Below are 16,332 nucleotides of genomic sequence, written 5' to 3'. Positions count from 1 at the left end.
CCGCTATCGGAGGTTTGACTCCCTCAGCGCGTGTTCACAACCTCACGGGGAACTACAGCTAGTCGGCCAGTCACGGACTGACGGACACGCCCCGGATGCCCGGCCCCGCTGAACAGCGGCGCCGGGCATCCGCCTTTTCTGCTTCTGTCGGCGTCGTGCTGGTAATCTGAGACGGTTAGCACGACCACGAATCTTCAGGAGACATCCCATGAGCAAGCCCACCATCGACGTTCAGCCCGGCCCCGCGCCGTCGCAGCTCGTGATCGAGGACATCACGGTCGGGGACGGCCCCGAAGCTGTACCCGGCGGGATGGTCGAGGTCCACTACGTGGGGGTCGACTTCGAGTCCGGGCAGGAGTTCGACTCGTCCTGGGACCGTGGCCAGACCATCGAGTTCCCCCTCTCCGGGCTCATCCAGGGCTGGCAGGAGGGGATCCCCGGCATGAAGGTCAACGGGCGTCGTAAGCTGACGATCCCCCCGGAGCTGGCCTACGGCCCGGCTGGGGCGGGAAACCCGCTGGCGGGACGAACCCTGGTGTTCATCATCGATCTGGTCGACGCACGTTAGCAGTCGGGCACGGTCGAATTACCGGATCACCGTCCGCAACCGTAGGACGTTGATCCTGCCGAGCTCACGCACGGTGGTCTCCCATTCGGTGACCGTCGGGTTCTCCAGGCGACGTTTGAGCAGCAGCAGGACCTCGTGGCCACCGATGCCCTGGGCGCAGACGAGGAAGATGTGGTGGAACCGCGCCTCATAACGTCTGCCGAGGTCGGCGATCTCAGTGAGGACTTCGGGCGGAGAGTCGAGGATGAAAGACTGCTCATCGCGCGAGTACGTATCCGTTGTCTTTTCACCGAGGACGGGGTGGGCCTGGATACTGGCGAGGACCTCGACACGGGGCAGCCGCAGCAGCTCACGGTGGGCGGCGTCGAGCAGGTGCTCGAGGCTTCGGAAAGGAGCGGCTGCGGAGACGGCTGCACCGAGTTGCGGTGAGTACAGCAGGTCACCGATCATCTCAGCGACCTGGGTGGGGGTCATTCTGTTGAGTTCATCGACGGTGGTGACGGGAACGGTGTCAATCATGATTCCCAGTGAACTGGTGGTGCATTTCCGTCCCGTTTCGCCGTGGTGAACACCCGGGGGTCGCGAGCCCCGAGGTGGCTACCCCGCCTTGATGGCTCGCATCCAGGTCATCTTCTTGCCGTTGTTCAGGATCGATCCCCGGTAGATGCGGGCTACCAGAAGCAGGACCAGGAGCGTGGTCAGTGCCAGGAGCGCGTAGGACGCGGCCAGCAGCCCGAGGGACATGTCGCCGGCGGCATAACGCATCGGTGCCACCCCCAGGGACATTGGCGGCACCCACGACAGGACCTGCATCACCGTGGAATCCGGAACGCTCCAGCCGAAGATCGGAGGGTACATCACCGCGAAGAAGATCAGCATCACCGGCATCTGGGTGCTGCTGAGATCCTCGGCCTTGCTCACGAGGGACCCGGCTGCGGCGTAGAGGGCACTGAAGAAGAGCATGCCCAGGATGAAGGAGACGAGGAGAACCGGGAGTGTCGCTGCATCTATCTCGATGTCGTCGAGCATGCCTGTCGTGCTCAGTGCTGCCATGGCGACACCGAGAATCACCACAGTGCCGATGAAACCGATGACCAGCATCGCCAGAACCTTGCCGATGAGCAGGTCGATCGGACGGATGGTCGCGAGGATGATCTCGACGACACGGGAGGACTTCTCTTCGGTGACACGCCCGCCGACGTTTCCGGCGAAGATCATGATGAAGGTCAGTACGACCATGGTGCCGAGCATCGTGGTGACCACGGCAGCGATCGTGTCTTCCTGGGCGTCGTCGGAGATGTCGGTCGTGGTTACCGTGGCATCAGGGAGGGCAGCGGTGAACTCCGCAGGATCGACCCCGACGGAGGTCAACGCGTCGTTCTGGGCGATTGCCGAGGCCACCGCCTGCGCAGCTCCGGATATCGAGGGGTCAGCGCCACCGTCGCTGAGCAGTTCGAAGCCGTCGTCGGTTCGGACGAGTGCGGCGTCTTTTCCGTCCTCGACGGCGGCTACCGCGGCGTCCCGGCCATCGACGGTGCTGACGTCGATACCGTCGCCGGCTATTTCAGAGACGACAGCCGCATCCGCGCCGGAGACAAGGAGTTCCGGGTTGTCGCTGTCCTTGTTGCTGAAGTAGTTGATGACGAAGATGGCGCCGACCACGACGACCAGGGCGATGATGAAGGTGGCGATGATGCCCTTGTTCTTTGTCGCGACCTGAATCTCTCGTCCGGTGACGGTGCGGATGGCGCTGGCCCGTGAATAGCCGGGTGCGCCGGCGCTGGATGTTGTTCGCGTGCTCATGCGGAGACGACCTCCTTGAAAAGATCGGTCAGGTCGGGAACGCGCCGGGTGAATCCGTGGACGGTCCCGGCGTCGAGGGCGGCGTGGAGGATCTGCTGGTCTGCGACATGGCCGGCATCCAGCACAACGGAGTTCTCGTCGGAGTCGACAACCCGGGTGCCGGCCGGGTACCACTCACGGGCGGTGGTCAACACCTCATAGAGCACCGGGCCGCGGCTGCGGAGGTCATCGACGGTTCCTTCCGCCTTCATCTGGCCCTTGGTGATGATCCCCACCCGGTGACAGAGCCTCTGCACCAGGTCGAGCTGGTGGGAGGAGAAGAGGACGGGCACCCCTTCGGTGGCCTTCGACAGGAGCATGTCACTCATCACGGAGACCGCCACGGGGTCGAGACCGCTGAAGGGCTCGTCGAGGATGAGCAGGGCAGGGTGGTGGACGAGGGACGCGGCCAGCTGGACGCGCTGCTGGTTACCCAGCGAGAGTTCCTGCAACTTGGATTCAGCGCGTTCGGCGAGCCCGAGTTGCTCGAGGAGTTCGTTGGTTGAGGACGTCGCCGCCTGTTTGGTGAGACCGTGCAGACGACCGAAGAAAGTCAGCTGGTCGGCGATCTTCTCTTTGTCGTACAGCCCGCGTTCTTCCGGCATGTATCCGATGGTGCGACGTATGTCGTCGTTGATCGGCGTGCCGTCGACCCGGGCTTCACCGGTGTCGGGTGCCAGGACCCCCAGCGCAATGCGCATGGCGGTTGATTTTCCGGCGCCGTTGGAACCGACGAAACCGTAGATCTCGCCGGGGCGCACGGTGAAGGTCATGTCCGTCAGGGCCCGGACGGCGGAGTCACCGCTTCCGAAGGTCTTGTTGAGATGGTCGAGCTCGAGGGTGGGCATGAAGTTCTCCTCTGGTTGAGGGGTGGTGATGGCCAGATTAGTTGTTTTGCGGAGGAACGGGGCCGAAGGTTGTCGCGTAGGCGATGGTCGGCATGGCCGTCGCGGACATCATTCCGAGAATGCTGAAGAGGCCGGCGGTGTATACCCAGCGATTGAGGCTGTCGGGGTTGATTACGGCCACGAACACCATGAACATGCTGACGGTGAGGACGATCAGCGTCATCCATCCGTAGGCCGCGACCTGCCAGGTGCGTAGGACTTTTGCTTCGTATTCGTCGAGTTCGGCGTCGGGGGCGACGTCGCGGGTATTGATCACCGTCCGGAGCATCGTCCAGCTCACGCAGACAATCACCGTGAAAGGGATCCATGCGAACAGGAACGGGGGCCAGAAGATCTGGGCGAAAGCGGTAATCAGCCCGGTTGCCAGAGAGGCGAGGTAGACCCTGATCAGAAGACGTACCCGGCGCGCAGATCTCCATGCGGGAAGCTGGGCTGATATGGACTCCGCCCGGGCGATCCACCGTTCCGTTCTGCGCTCGGTCCGTCGCTCGGCCCAGGCGGTGACTCCGCTCATGGTGCTCATCACTGATCCTTCCGGTAGATCTCGGTGGACATCGGTGCGAATTCCGTCCTGCTGAATACGGCTTCGACCGGGAGGGTGAAGACCTCGCAGATGCGGAACGCGAGGTCGAGGCTGGGGGAGTGGTCGCCCCGTTCGAGTGCGCCGACGGTCTGTGGGTTCACGTCGATGAGGTCCGCCAGTTCGGCACGCGACAAGTCCCGTTCAGCACGGAGGACCCGGATCCTGTTGTGGATCGGGCGCACCGGTTTCTTCTTCGGGGACATGACACAAAGTGTTGTATAAACACAACGCTATGTCAAATTTTTCCAGTCAGTGCATCAAGGCCCGGGGAGGCCTACGCTGGTCGCCATGACAGACAAGAACCAGACAGATGTGACAGTCACGCTCAATGACGGACAGGAGATCCCCCAGCTCGGCCTCGGCGTCTGGGAACTCTCACCGGAGGACGCCTACTCGTCGACCCGCGCCGCAATCACCGCAGGTGCCCGTCACATCGACACAGCTGCCGCCTACGGCAACGAGAAAGATGTCGGACGTGCGATCGCCGATGCCGTCGCCGAGGGTGAGGTCACCCGTGACGACCTCTACATCACCACCAAACTGTGGAACGCCGACCAGGCCCCCGGCAAGGCCGCCGAAGCCATCGACACCTCGCTGGCGAACCTCGGTCTCGACCACGTCGACCTCTGGCTGATCCACTGGCCACTGCCGTCCTACGGGCGCTACGTGGATGCCTGGCGGTCCCTGATCGCGGCCCGGGAGGCAGGAAAAACAACCTCCATCGGTGTCTCGAACTTCTACCCTGAGGTCCTTGACGAGATCATCGACGCCACCGGAGTTGTTCCGGCGGTCAACCAGATCGAGCTCCATCCCGGACTCTCCCAGACTGCTCAGCGTGCCGACGACGCTAAGCGTGGCATCGTCACCGAGGCATGGTCGCCGCTGGGACGCGGGTTGCTCGACCATCCCGTGATCACCACCATTGCGGAGGAGCACGGTGTGAATCCTGCCCAGGTGATTGTGCGCTGGCACCTGCAGCAGGGCATCGTGGTTTTCCCGCGGTCCCGGCAGCCGGAGCGGGTCCGTCAGAATCTCGACGTCGACGGCTTCGAGCTCACGGAGGACCAGATCGCACAGATCACCGCCCTGGACGACGACGCCGATGCTGCAGGACGCGTCGGTGCCGACCCCCGTGAAGCGGCCTTCGGCATCCCGGAGGACTAGGGCGCCCGATCGGAGTCACCCCCTCAGATGCGGTGTCTGCGCCACCCCTGGGCTCACTTTGGGGGACAATGGGGCACCTGGGAACTACTGGATAACGCGCTTTTACGGTGAGAGGCAGTTGAGGGCATGGCAGAGGGACGGGACGCGCCTGTGGAGGCGGGGGTCCGGGCGACGCGTGACGACGACACCCCCGCGGTCGGGGTGGTCACACTGTGCCGTCCGGAACGGCGCAACGCGCTGGACGCGGAGGTGTGCGCGGCCGTCGCCGATGCCGTGGAGGGGTTGATGACTGCTGATGACCCGGTACGGGTCATCCTCCTGCGCGCTGAGGGGCCTGCGTTCTGCGCCGGCGCGAACCTGAAAGGCGGGGTGTACGCCACCGAGTTCTTCGGCGGTCTCGAACGCATGATCCGCGTGATCTCCGAGGCTCCGGTTCCGGTCATCGCCGATGTCCAGGGCCCCGCCGTCGGTGCCGGATGCCAGCTTGTCCTCGCCTGCGACCTACGAGTCATGGGGCCGAAGGCGCGGGTGTGGGTGCCCGCGGTCCATCACGGATTCAGTCTGGACCGGTGGACGGTCCGGCGTGCCGTGGAACTGCTGGGCGGTTCGGTGGCACGGAATGTCCTCATCGCCGGTGCACAGGTCGGTCAGAGCATGGCTGTGGCCAACGGCTTCGCCATGTTGGGGGGACCGTCGCACGACGCCCTGGAGCTGGCCCGCACCATGTCACGGCAGGCACCGATGCCGATGCACTACTTCAAACTGGCGATGAACAATCCTGAGCCGGACTCCGAACTCGCCGGCGAGATCGACCGGCTCGGTGGTGCCTGCTGGCTCAGCAGGGACGCCGCGGAAGCGCGGCGGGCCCGTGAGGAGAAGCGGTCCCCGATCTTCGAAGGGCGGTAGTGACGGTGACCCAGACCACGGGAGTTTCGCTCACAGGTCTCAGTTCGCCCGAGGTGTCCAGGCGTGTCTCCGAAGGACGGACGAACACCGTCGGCCGGAGCACCGGCCGCAGCGTCTGGCAGATCATCCGTGCGAACGTCTTCACCCGGGTCAATGCGATCCTCGGCGTGTTGTGCGTGATCGTGCTGGCTACCGGATCGTGGATCAACGCCGCATTCGGGCTGCTGATCATCGCCAACTCGGCGGTCGGCGTGATCCAGGAGCTGCGTGCCAAACGGACGCTGGCCAATCTACGTATCGTCGGCGAGACCCAGCCGACCGTCCTGCGTGACGGGGGACGGCGCACGGTCCACCAGTCCGAGGTCGTCGTCGACGACCTCATCGTCCTCAGGTCCGGTGACGAGATCGTGGTCGACGGGACACTGGTGGTCACGGCAGACTCCGGGTTCACTGTCGACGAGTCCCAGCTCACCGGCGAAGCGGACGCCGTGCACAAGGAGACCGGGGATGAGGTGCTCTCCGGGTCATTCGTCACCGGCGGGACCGCTGTCTTCCGTGCCGAGAAGGTGGGGGATGAAGCCTACGCCGCACGTCTCGCCGCTGAGGCGAGTGAGTTCTCGCTGACGGACTCTGTGCTGATGAGCGGAATCAACAGCATCCTGCGGGTCATCACCTGGCTGCTGATCCCCACCGGGGCGTTGACGATCTGGACCCAGCTGGTGCGTTCGGGGACTGATGTGCGGGAGTCGATCCTGTCGATGGCCGCGGCTATCGTCCCCATGGTGCCAGAGGGCCTTGTCCTGATGACATCGATCGCCTTTGCCGCCGGTGTGATCCGCCTCGGACAGTACAAAGCGCTGGTCAATGAACTCGTCGCCATCGAGGGACTGGCCCGGGTCAACACCGTGTGCACCGACAAGACGGGCACGCTGACGACCAATGAAATGGAGCTCGACGGGGTCTACACCGCCGACGGAGTTGCCGCGCCGGAAGAGCTCCGCGAGGCGCTGGGGCGGCTGGTGGCCTCCCAGGAGGACCGTAACTCCACCGCTGAGGCGATCCTCGCCGCCTACGACGCGCCGTCTCCGTTCGACGGTGTCGAGATCCCCTTCAATTCGAAGTGGAAGTACTCCGGTGTGCAGTGTGCCGGTCACGCGTGGATCCTCGGCGCGCCCGACGTCCTGCTGTCCGAGGGGATTGCCGCGGACACGGCGAAGGAGTTCGGTGACCGGGGGTTGCGTGTCCTTGCTTTCGGCCGTGTGGAGGGGACGCTGCAGAGCCCGGACGGCGACGCCGGAATGGCCGACGCCCCCTCGGTCGGAGAGCCGGTGTTGGTGACCTTGGGCCAGCAGTTACGTCCTGATGCGAGGGAGACACTCGACTTCTTCGACACCCAGGACGTTGACCTGAAGATCATCTCCGGTGACAATCCTGACTCCGTTGCGGCCGTGGCCCGCGGTGCGACAGACCGTGAGCTCGTCGCCGTGGACGCACGCACCCTCGATGACCTGGGTGAGGCAGACTTCGACGACGAGGTTGCGCGGGCGAACGTCTTCGGACGTGTGCGCCCCGAGCAGAAACAGCAGATGGTGGAGTCACTGCACCGTGCCGGCAGGACGGTGGCGATGACCGGTGACGGTGTCAACGATGTCCTCGCCCTCAAGAAGGCGGATATCGGCGTGGCCATGGGGGCCGGTGCCCCTGCGACCCGTAGTGTGGCGCAGCTGGTCCTGCTGACCAACCGGTTCTCCGCCCTGCCCAAGGTGGTGGGGGAGGGCCGTCGGGTCATCGGCAACATCGAACGGGTCGCGAACCTCTTCCTGACCAAGACGGTCTACTCGGTGGTGCTGGCACTGGTCGTGGCTGTGATGGGGATATCCTTCCCCTTCCAGCCGATTCACGTGACCATCACCGGCTGGTTCACGATCGGCATCCCCGCCTTCATCCTCGCGTTGGCCCCCAACAACGAACGCCCGCGCGACGGCTTCCTCCGTCGCGTGCTGTCGCTGGCGGTGCCGTCCGGTCTACTGGTCGGTGGGGTCGCGGTGGCACTGTGGATCGCGGTCTACCCCGGGGGTGACGCCCCGGAGATTGAGCGGGCCCAGGCGGGTACGGCGGTTCTGCTCGCGCTGATCGTGATGGGGCTCTGGGTGTTGGGCATCGTCGCCCGTCCCCTGGTGTGGTGGAAGATCCTGCTCCTGGTGGGGTGTGTGGCCGGTTATGTCCTGTTGTTCACGGTGCCGTTCCTGCGTGAACTGGTTCTGCTGGAGCCCGGAGACACCCGCCTCATGCTCCTCGGGCTGGTGGTCGGAGCGGTCGGTGCACTGGTGATCGAGGTGGTGCACCGGGTGGTTGAGAGGCGACGCTGTGAAAAGTAGTTGACATGTCATCTACTTCGGGTGGATTATGGGGTCATGGACTTCGGAATCTTCACCATCGGTGATCTCACCCCCGACCCCACCACCGGTCGGATACCTGACGAGCATGAACGGATCTCGGCGACGGTGGAGTACGCCAGGAAAGCCGAGGAGGTCGGCCTGGACGTCTTCGCCACCGGTGAGCACCACAACCCTCCGTTCGTCGCCCCGGCCAACCCGCCGATCCTGATGGCGCACCTGGCGGCACAGACCGAGAAGATCCGCTTCTCCACCGCCACGACGCTGATCACCACCAACGACCCGGTGCGACTGGCGGAGGATTACGCCTACGCACAGCATCTCACCGGCGGGCGGATGGACCTGATGATGGGCCGGGGCAACACCGGGCCGGTGTACCCGTGGTTCGGGAAGGACATCCGCAAGGGCATTCCGTTGGCGGTGGAGAACTACCATCTGCTGCGCACGTTGTGGAGGCAGGAGGACGTGTCGTGGAAGGGCGAGTTCCGCACCCCGTTGCAGAACTTCACCTCGATGCCCCGCCCTTTGGACGGCACCCCGCCGTTCGTGTGGCACGGTTCGATCCGGTCACCAGAGATCGCGGAGCAGGCCGCGTACTACGGTGACGGCTTCTTCCACAACCACATCTTCTGGAATATCGAGCACACCGCGACCATGGTGAACACCTACCGGCAACGGTTCGAGTACTACGGCCACGGAGCTGCGGACCAGGCGATCGTGGGGCTGGGCGGTCAGGTATTCATCGGCGACACCGAGAAGAAGGCGAAAGAGTACTTCCGTCCGTACTTCGACAATGCCCCGGTCTACGGGCACGGACCGAGCATGGAGGACTTCACCCGGATGACTCCGTTGACGGTGGGGACGGTGGACCAGGTCATTGAACGTTATCTCGGCTACGCGGATGCGGTCGGTGACTACCAGCGACAGATGTTCCTGGTGGATCATGCCGGCCTCCCCAGGGAGGTGGTGCTGGAGCAGATCGAGATCCTCGGCGCCGAGGTCGTCCCGGTCCTGCGTCGTGAGCTGGAGGCCCGACGTCCTGCACATGTTCCCGGTGGGCCGCCGACGCATGAGTCCCTGGTGGCGGCAGGAATGAATGATCCGTTCCACGACGTTGAACCCGTGAAGGAGAGGAGCCGACAGTGAGTACCCGAAAGCTCGTCGTCATCAACGCGGGCCTGAGCAATCCGTCCAGCACCCGGGACATCGCCACCCGGGTCGCCTACGCCGCCGAACATGAGGTGGCAGCCTCCGGGGCGTCGTTGGAGGTCACCGTTCTCGACCTCCGGGCGCTCGCGGGTGACCTGGCGACGTTCATGACGACCATGATCCCGACTCCTGACCTGGAGGACGCCCGGCTCCTCGTCGGGAGTGCCGATGCCCTGATCGCCGCCACCCCGGTCTTCCAGGGAAGCTACGCGGGCCTGTTCAAGATGTTCTTCGACACACTGGACAAGCATGCTCTGCAGGGTGTCCCGGTGAGCCTGGTCGCTACGGCCGGAACTCCGCGGCACTCGATGGTCCTCGACTACGCGATGCGCCCGCTGCTGTCCTTCCTGCAGGCCACCGTCCTGCCCACCGGGGTGTTCGTCGCCACCGGCGAGTACGGCGAGTCCGACGGCGCCGAGGATCTGGGGGTGAGGATCACACGGGCCGGCAGTGAGATCGCCTCGGCACTGGGCGCAGGCAGGTCCGTCGGAGCCGATGCCGCCGGTGAACAGGCCGAGGCGGCGCAGGCCGGGGATGACGGCGAGTTCGGTGGTTTCGAGGCACTGCTGAGGGCGCACTCCGGGTCGTGAGTGGTGGTCCGGCACCGTTTTGACCATCAATTTATGGTCGGTGAATTCTGGCATTCTTGGGTGACTCGTGACGTCGACTGAAGAGAGTGCACCATGCCGGACGCTCCCCCCTCCCGTTCCAGATCATTCTGGAGGCGGGCGCTCCCCGCGTTACTGATCCTGCTCTGGTTGGCGGTGGCCGCCGTGGGCGGGCCGAAGTTCGGGGAGATCGGCGAGGTGGCCACCAACGACCAGTCGTCATTCCTCCCGGAGTCCGCAGAATCGACGAAGGTCAGCGCCAGACTGGAGGACTTCCAGGATTCGGGGGCAGCCCCGGCGATCGTGGTCGTTACCGCAGAGACAGACGGGCAGCAGGTCGATCCGACGACACTGGGCGATCTCCCCGACCAGCTCTCTGCAGCTGTGGACGGCACTGCCGGTGCTGCCGGCACGACGAGGACGGAGACCAGCCCTCCGGTACCGTCGCAGGACGGGGAGGCGGCGCAGATCATCGTGCTCCCGCCGGAAACGGCGGCACCGGCGGACGCCGTCGACGCGCTCCGGGCCACGCTGGGGACGGACTTGCCGGAGGGCCTGCAGGCACAGGTCACCGGACCTGCAGGGTTCAGCGCCGACCTGTCGGAGGCTTTCGCCGGGATCGACGGTCTGCTCCTGCTGGTTGCCGTCGCCGCGGTGCTGGTCATCCTGGTACTGGTGTACCGTTCACCATTCCTCCCGCTGATCGTCCTGCTCAGCTCGATGGTCGCGTTGTGTGCTGCGGTGCTGGTCAATGTCGCGCTGGCGAGATCCGGCACCGTGATGATCAACGGGCAGATCCAGGGAATCCTGTTCATCCTGGTCATCGGTGCAGCGACAGACTACGGGCTGCTCTACACCGCGCGTTACCGGGAAGAACTCGGACGACACGACAGCGCATGGTCCGCTACCGTGGCTGCGCTGCGGGGCACCTGGCAACCGGTACTGGCATCGGCGGCGACGGTGATCGCCGGGCTGCTCTGTCTGCTCCTGTCGGACCTGGCGTCGAACGCAGGGCTGGGACCGGTGGCTGCCGTCGGAATCGCCGCAGCATTCTTCACCTCGCTGACGTTCCTCCCCGCAGTCCTGGTGTTGTTGGGGAGGCGGGTCTTCTGGCCCAGAGTCCCCCGTCCGGCCACAGAACACCCGGATCACGCGGCGACGGCCCGTGACGGAGTCTGGGCCCGTGTTGCCGACCTCGTCGGGCGTGCACCTCGACGTATTGCGGTCGGTGTGGGCCTTCTTCTGCTTGTCGGCTGTGCCGGACTGTTTACCCTCGATGCCGACAGAGTGCCCACCAGCGACTATGTGATCGGGCAGAGCGATGCCCGCGACGGGCAGGACGTCCTAGACCGCCACTTCCCGGCGGGGGCGGGCGCGCCGACATACGTCCTGGTTCCTGAGGGCAACAGCGATGTCGTCGAATCGGCGATCGGAGGACTGGACGGTGTGCAGTCCGTCGGCGGAGGGGAGAGAAGCGGGCCGTCGGCGGTTGACGGCGAGGTGCTGCTGGAAGTGACGCTCGCCGACTCCCCGTACTCCGATGCCGCGGAGAACACCGTCCGGGAGATCCGGGGTGAGGTGGGCGACCTCGGCGCGATGGTCGGCGGAACGACGGCCACGGAACTGGACACCAAGGAAACCTCGGTCGCAGACCGGACCATGATTATCCCGATTGTGCTGCTGGTCATTACGGTCATGCTCGCGCTGCTGCTGCGGGCAGTGGTGGCGCCGCTGGTGCTGTTGGCGACGACGGTGTTGAGCTTCGGTACGGCGCTGGGAATCGGAGCGGTGGTCTTCGCGCTCATCGGCTTCAGCGGCTCGGACCCGTCTGTCCCGTTGTATGCCTTCGTGTTCCTCGTGGCGTTGGCGATCGACTACAACATCTTCCTGATGACCCGAGTGCGGGAGGAGTCCATGGTCCACGGGACCGCGGTCGGCGTGAGGCGCGGGCTGGTCAGCACGGGTGGGGTGATCACCAGCGCGGGTATCGTGTTGGCGGCCACATTTGCGGCACTGCTGGTGATACCTATCCAGTTCCTGGTGCAGCTGGCGATTATCATCTCGCTGGGAGTGCTGATCGACACCTTCCTCGTCCGCTCGTTCCTGGTGCCGGCCCTGACCCACATGCTGGGCGACCGGATCTGGTGGCCGGGGAGGACGGGGCCGAGTGCGACGGGCGGATGACGCCCCGGTGGTGCATCGTGCCGGTGACGGCAGGGGCGGTTTGCGAGTCTGGTTGCGCTGAGTTGACCGACTCAGCGCAACCAGACTCGCAAACCGCCCCGCCGACGACAGGAGGACCGGCCGTGACGTGTCGTCGTGGCCGGTCCCCGTGCCGATCTTCTGTGCCCCAGGGCAGATTCGAACTGCCGACACCCGCTTTAGGAGAGCGGTGCTCTATCCCCTGAGCTACTGGGGCGCACCGCAACAGTGTAGCGTGTCGGTGCCTTCGAGCGGGAACGCGGTACCGGTGTCAGACAGGAGGGGGTGAGCTTGCGGTCGTCGTCTTCCGGGCCGCCCCGACGGCGGGTGCCACCAGTGGGAAGATTAAGACGGTCAGTGCCCCTCCAGCGACCAGTAGTGATGCTTCCTCCTGCCCGATGACGCCCGACGCGGTGGCGACACCGGTGACAGCGACGATGATCGGCAGGCCCGTCGCAGAATAGAGAGACATCTCGAGCTTCTCCCGCCACCCCTGGAGCTCTGACCCGGTGTCGCTCCAGAGTTCGCGCAGGAAGATCGGCAGGCCTCGGGTGATGAGGATGATCGGCACGATGGCGAGGACGAACCACGGTTGTTCGGCGATCACCCCGGTGTCGATGGCCATGCCGGACGTCACGAAGAACACGGGGATGAAGACGCCGTAACCGACGGCTTCCACCTGCTTCTCGAGTCCTGGCCGGTAGGCGTCGGGCACGATCTGGTGCAGGATGATGCCGGTGGCGAATGCACCGAGCACCACGTCGAGGTCGAAGACGGCCGCGACGGCCATGAGTACGGCGAGCATCAGGACGACGGAGCGGATCACCGTCTGGTTCGTCGAGCCGACACCGTCACGGATCGCCCAGCCGATCCAGGGGGTGAGGGTTCGGACTGTGCGGGGGACGAGTGCGACGATGATGGCGACGACGAAGAATGCGGCGAGCACCGCGGCGCTTGCCCAGGTCGACCGTGCCGACAGCAGGACGGCCATGGCCATGACCGGGGCCAGTTCACCGATGGCGCCGTGGATCATCACACTGTTGCCGACCGGGGTGCCACTGAGCTCATTCTGCTTCAGGATCGGCATGAGTGTGCCCAGTGCGGTGGACGTCAGTGCGATACCGAGCACCACGGAAACGCCGGCGTCACCGGAGGTCAGCAACATGGCTCCGCCGAAACTCAACACGAGGCACAGAACCCAGGTGGCGAGGGCGTGTCCGCCTTGGCGGGACTTGAGCATGGACGGGTTGATCTCCATGCCGGCGAGCAGGAACAGGAGGCCCAGGCCGAGCTCCCTCATGAGATCGACGGCTTCACCGTCGCTGGCGAGCCCGAACCCGAAGGGGCCTATAAACAGGCCGAGGACGAGCAGGAAGACGACGGCGGGGACGCGCTTTCCGGTGAGGAAGGCGAGGACCGGAGCGAGAAGGCCGGCGCCGGCGATCCACGCGAAGGAGACGAGGGCGTCAGTCATGGTGCTGAGACTACCGGTCTGGCCTGGCCTCCCGGGAACGCAACTGTCCCCTCCACCGTGGTGCGGTGGAGGGGACAGCGGGGTGGTGTGGTGGCCGTGTGGTGAGTGGTGATGGCCGTAGGGGAGCCGCTGGAATTAGTGGTCGACGGGGGCTTCGACGCCGACGCCGGTGAGGGACCGGACCTCCATCTCGGCCTGCAGGGCGTCCTTGTTGTCAGGCTTGCCGAGGTAGGTTCCGACGATGCCTGCCAGGAAGCCCAGCGGAATCGAGATGATCGCGGGGTTGGTGAGGTCGAGCAGGGACCAGTCTGACGTGTTGAACATCGCGGTTTCCGTGCCAGACACCGAGTTGGAGAAGAACAGCACGACCAGCGACGAGATCAGGCCGACGTAGATGGACGAGACGGCACCGGTGGTGTTGAAGCGCTTCCAGTACAGCGAGTACAGGATGGTCGGCAGGTTGGCCGAAGCTGCGATGCAGAATGCCAGGGAGACCAGGAAGGCCACGTTCTGGTCCATCGCGAGAATGCCCAGGATGATCGAGGCGATACCGATCACGACCACGGTGATCTTCGAGACACGGACCTGTTCGGCCTCGGTGGACTTTCCGCCGCGGAGCACTGCGTCGTAGAAGTCGTGTGCCACCGAGGCGGAGGCGGTGATCGCCAGTCCGGCGACCACGGCGAGAACCGTGGCGAAGGCGACCGCGGAAATCAGGGCCATGAAGATGGATCCGCCGAGTTCGAAGGCGAGCAGCGGAGCCGCCGCGTTCGCACCGCCCGGAGCTTCCCTGATTGTGTCGACACCGACGTAGGCGGCGGCAGCGTAGCCCAGGATCAGGGTCAGCAGGTAGAAACCGCCGATCAGGACGATGGCCCAGGTCACGGACTTGCGGGCCTCACGTGCAGTGGGCACGGTGTAGAAACGCATCAGGACGTGGGGGAGGCCGGCAACACCGAGGCACAGGGCCATGGCCAGGGAGATGAAGTCGAGCTGACCCATCAGAGAGCCGCCGTACTGCATACCAGGTTCGAGGATGCCCTCGGGATTCTCGGTACCGGCTTCTGCGTGGTTGTCGACAGCCATCTGCAGCAGTTCGGAGAAGTTGCCTTTGACCATCACCATGATGAATACCGCCATGATGAATACGCCGGCGCACAGCAGCACGGCCTTGATCATCTGGACGTAGGTGGTGCCCTTCATGCCGCCGATCAACACGTAGGCGATCATCACGACACCGACCACGGCAACCACGGCAGCCTGCGCGGGCTTCTCGTGGATGTCGAGGAGCACGGACACCAGGGAACCGGCACCGGCCATCTGGGCGATCAGGTAGAACAGCGACACGAACAGTGTCGCGAAGGAAGCGGCGAGCCGCACCGGACGCTGCTTCAGACGGAAGGACAGCACATCGGCCATGGTGAACTTACCGGTGTTACGCAGTGGCTCGGCGACCAACAGCATCGCGACGACCCAGGCGACGAAGAAGCCGATGGAATAGAGGAATCCGTCGTAACCGTTCAGTGCGATGGCGCCGACGATTCCCAGGAAGGACGCCGCCGACAGGTAGTCGCCGGCGATGGCGAGCCCGTTCTGGGTTCCTGAGAAGCTGGCGCCGCCGGTGTAGAAGTCCTTGGCAGAGTCTTTCTGCTGGGACTTGCTGGCGCGCGTCACGATGTACATCGTGATCACGATGAAGCCGACGAAAATGGCGATATTGAGGATGGGGTTGCCCGCGTCTTCTTGGGCGAGGAGATGTGTCTGCATGTTTTCTCTCAGTTCCGTGTCGACGGGGTTTACGCCGTGGCTGGTCCGGTCTCAGCGAAGTCGCCGGTGCGCTCGAGACGGTCGCGGAGCGCGGCGGTCCTCGGCTCGATTTCCCGGTCGGCGAACTTTACGTAGGCGTAGGTGATGGCGAAGGTGGTCACGAACTGGAGCAGGCCCAGGATGACGCCGACGTTAATGTTCCCCCACACTTTTCCTGAGAACATGTCGGGTGCGAACATGGCGAGCACGACATAGGCCGCGAACCAGATAAGGGCGCAGATCGTCACGGGGAAAGCGAAGCCCCGCTGTTTCTTTCGGAGTTCCTGGAATTCGGGGCTTTTCTGAGCCTCCACGAATTCCTCGGGGGACGGTGTGTGCCGCAGGTCGGGTGTCGACATCGGCTCCCTTTCTTGTTAGTGATAATGGTCACAGACTCGCTGTGGATGGGTGTCAAGTTACAGAACCACCGGAAACCATTTCAAGGTAAAACGTGGGTTGTGCAGGGTGCTGAACGCAATGCACCCCCGCTGGCCGTCCTGACATGCATCTAAGCGGGAGCCTAACGGGGGTGAGGGGGAAGGTGGGGTAGTCGCAGAGGTGCAGCCGGTCAGTCGCAAGTGCTTCCGAAAATATGTCCTTCTGTCCGGGCGTGCTGGTGTGCTCGGCGGTCAGGGGTCGTGACCGTCGAGTACGTGTGCATGCTCC

The 16,332-nt window shown here is 64.6% G+C and carries 15 protein-coding genes and 1 tRNA gene; 7 read left to right on the top strand and 9 right to left on the bottom strand.

The genetic code is table 11. From position 1 onward, the window contains the following. Positions 1–208 precede the first annotated feature (208 nt). On the top strand, positions 209–568 hold the full coding sequence (locus FS507_RS15845; protein WP_145943740.1) for an FKBP-type peptidyl-prolyl cis-trans isomerase: 360 nt from the start codon (positions 209–211) through the stop codon (positions 566–568). 18 nt (positions 569–586) lie between these two features. On the opposite strand, the gene FS507_RS15840 is transcribed toward FS507_RS15845, so the two are convergent. The 5 genes from FS507_RS15840 to FS507_RS15820 form a co-directional block, all read right to left on the bottom strand. Continuing rightward, positions 587–1,087, bottom strand: coding sequence for a 2-oxo-4-hydroxy-4-carboxy-5-ureidoimidazoline decarboxylase (locus FS507_RS15840; protein WP_145943739.1), 501 nt, complete (start codon positions 1,085–1,087; stop codon positions 587–589). A gap of 78 nt (positions 1,088–1,165) precedes the next feature. Further along, positions 1,166–2,371 (bottom strand): ABC transporter permease, encoded by a 1,206-nt coding sequence (locus FS507_RS15835; RefSeq protein ID WP_145943738.1) that lies wholly within the window; start codon positions 2,369–2,371, stop codon positions 1,166–1,168. Beyond that, positions 2,368–3,258, bottom strand: coding sequence for an ABC transporter ATP-binding protein (locus FS507_RS15830; RefSeq protein ID WP_145943737.1), 891 nt, complete (start codon positions 3,256–3,258; stop codon positions 2,368–2,370). Before FS507_RS15830 ends, FS507_RS15835 begins: the two co-directional genes overlap by 4 nt. A gap of 37 nt (positions 3,259–3,295) precedes the next feature. Next, the gene (locus tag FS507_RS15825) at positions 3,296–3,841 is read right to left on the bottom strand and encodes a hypothetical protein (protein ID WP_145943736.1); all 546 of its coding nucleotides are present in this window, start codon (positions 3,839–3,841) and stop codon (positions 3,296–3,298) included. Further along, a complete protein-coding gene (locus FS507_RS15820; protein WP_145943735.1) occupies positions 3,841–4,104 on the bottom strand; it encodes a helix-turn-helix transcriptional regulator in 264 nt (87 codons plus the stop codon). Before FS507_RS15820 ends, FS507_RS15825 begins: the two co-directional genes overlap by 1 nt. 85 nt (positions 4,105–4,189) lie before the next feature. Between FS507_RS15820 and FS507_RS15815 the strand changes: the two genes are divergently transcribed. The 6 genes from FS507_RS15815 to FS507_RS15790 all read left to right on the top strand — a co-directional run bounded on the left by FS507_RS15815 (position 4,190) and on the right by FS507_RS15790 (position 12,368). After that, positions 4,190–5,065 carry an aldo/keto reductase gene (locus tag FS507_RS15815; RefSeq protein WP_145943734.1) on the top strand — a complete coding sequence of 292 codons (876 nt, stop codon included), beginning with the start codon at positions 4,190–4,192 and terminating at the stop codon, positions 5,063–5,065. 126 nt (positions 5,066–5,191) lie between these two features. Beyond that, positions 5,192–5,971: an enoyl-CoA hydratase gene (locus FS507_RS15810; protein WP_145943733.1), complete on the top strand. Its 780-nt coding sequence runs from the start codon at positions 5,192–5,194 to the stop codon at positions 5,969–5,971. A gap of 5 nt (positions 5,972–5,976) precedes the next feature. After that, on the top strand, positions 5,977–8,349 hold the full coding sequence (locus FS507_RS15805) for an HAD-IC family P-type ATPase (RefSeq protein WP_145943732.1): 2,373 nt from the start codon (positions 5,977–5,979) through the stop codon (positions 8,347–8,349). Positions 8,350–8,385: 36 nt separating this feature from the next. Continuing rightward, positions 8,386–9,513, top strand: coding sequence for an LLM class flavin-dependent oxidoreductase (locus tag FS507_RS15800; RefSeq protein WP_145943731.1), 1,128 nt, complete (start codon positions 8,386–8,388; stop codon positions 9,511–9,513). Further along, the gene (locus tag FS507_RS15795) at positions 9,510–10,166 is read left to right on the top strand and encodes a CE1759 family FMN reductase (RefSeq protein WP_145943730.1); all 657 of its coding nucleotides are present in this window, start codon (positions 9,510–9,512) and stop codon (positions 10,164–10,166) included. Before FS507_RS15800 ends, FS507_RS15795 begins: the two co-directional genes overlap by 4 nt. A gap of 93 nt (positions 10,167–10,259) precedes the next feature. After that, positions 10,260–12,368 (top strand): MMPL family transporter, encoded by a 2,109-nt coding sequence (locus FS507_RS15790; protein WP_145943729.1) that lies wholly within the window; start codon positions 10,260–10,262, stop codon positions 12,366–12,368. A gap of 162 nt (positions 12,369–12,530) precedes the next feature. Here FS507_RS15790 and FS507_RS15785 read toward each other — a convergent pair. The 4 genes from FS507_RS15785 to FS507_RS15770 form a co-directional block, all read right to left on the bottom strand. Continuing rightward, positions 12,531–12,603 (bottom strand) — tRNA-Arg (locus FS507_RS15785). Positions 12,604–12,657: 54 nt separating this feature from the next. After that, positions 12,658–13,860 (bottom strand): cation:proton antiporter, encoded by a 1,203-nt coding sequence (locus FS507_RS15780; protein ID WP_145943728.1) that lies wholly within the window; start codon positions 13,858–13,860, stop codon positions 12,658–12,660. Between the two features lie 135 nt (positions 13,861–13,995). Beyond that, complete coding sequence (locus tag FS507_RS15775; RefSeq protein ID WP_145943727.1) at positions 13,996–15,627, bottom strand: solute symporter family protein; 1,632 nt, start codon at positions 15,625–15,627, stop codon at positions 13,996–13,998. Between the two features lie 29 nt (positions 15,628–15,656). After that, positions 15,657–16,025, bottom strand: coding sequence for a DUF485 domain-containing protein (locus FS507_RS15770; RefSeq protein WP_145943726.1), 369 nt, complete (start codon positions 16,023–16,025; stop codon positions 15,657–15,659). Positions 16,026–16,332 lie beyond the last annotated feature (307 nt).

Source organism: Corynebacterium glyciniphilum AJ 3170 (assembly GCF_007673095.1).
Classification (GTDB): domain Bacteria; phylum Actinomycetota; class Actinomycetes; order Mycobacteriales; family Mycobacteriaceae; genus Corynebacterium.
The sequence above is the reverse complement of the archived record's forward strand: the minus strand, read 5'-3'. Positions and strand labels throughout refer to the sequence as shown.

Excerpts from the sequence above, each read along its gene's own strand:
- FS507_RS15845 (WP_145943740.1), top strand. The coding sequence starts at position 209 with ATGAGCAAGCCCACCATCGACGTTCAGCCCGGCCCCGCGCCGTCGCAG.
- FS507_RS15840 (WP_145943739.1), bottom strand. The coding sequence starts at position 1,087 with ATGATTGACACCGTTCCCGTCACCACCGTCGATGAACTCAACAGAATG.
- FS507_RS15835 (WP_145943738.1), bottom strand. The coding sequence starts at position 2,371 with ATGAGCACGCGAACAACATCCAGCGCCGGCGCACCCGGCTATTCACGG.
- FS507_RS15830 (WP_145943737.1), bottom strand. The coding sequence starts at position 3,258 with ATGCCCACCCTCGAGCTCGACCATCTCAACAAGACCTTCGGAAGCGGT.
- FS507_RS15825 (WP_145943736.1), bottom strand. The coding sequence starts at position 3,841 with ATGAGCACCATGAGCGGAGTCACCGCCTGGGCCGAGCGACGGACCGAG.
- FS507_RS15820 (WP_145943735.1), bottom strand. The coding sequence starts at position 4,104 with ATGTCCCCGAAGAAGAAACCGGTGCGCCCGATCCACAACAGGATCCGG.
- FS507_RS15815 (WP_145943734.1), top strand. The coding sequence starts at position 4,190 with ATGACAGACAAGAACCAGACAGATGTGACAGTCACGCTCAATGACGGA.
- FS507_RS15810 (WP_145943733.1), top strand. The coding sequence starts at position 5,192 with ATGGCAGAGGGACGGGACGCGCCTGTGGAGGCGGGGGTCCGGGCGACG.
- FS507_RS15800 (WP_145943731.1), top strand. The coding sequence starts at position 8,386 with ATGGACTTCGGAATCTTCACCATCGGTGATCTCACCCCCGACCCCACC.
- FS507_RS15790 (WP_145943729.1), top strand. The coding sequence starts at position 10,260 with ATGCCGGACGCTCCCCCCTCCCGTTCCAGATCATTCTGGAGGCGGGCG.
- FS507_RS15780 (WP_145943728.1), bottom strand. The coding sequence starts at position 13,860 with ATGACTGACGCCCTCGTCTCCTTCGCGTGGATCGCCGGCGCCGGCCTT.
- FS507_RS15775 (WP_145943727.1), bottom strand. The coding sequence starts at position 15,627 with ATGCAGACACATCTCCTCGCCCAAGAAGACGCGGGCAACCCCATCCTC.
- FS507_RS15770 (WP_145943726.1), bottom strand. The coding sequence starts at position 16,025 with ATGTCGACACCCGACCTGCGGCACACACCGTCCCCCGAGGAATTCGTG.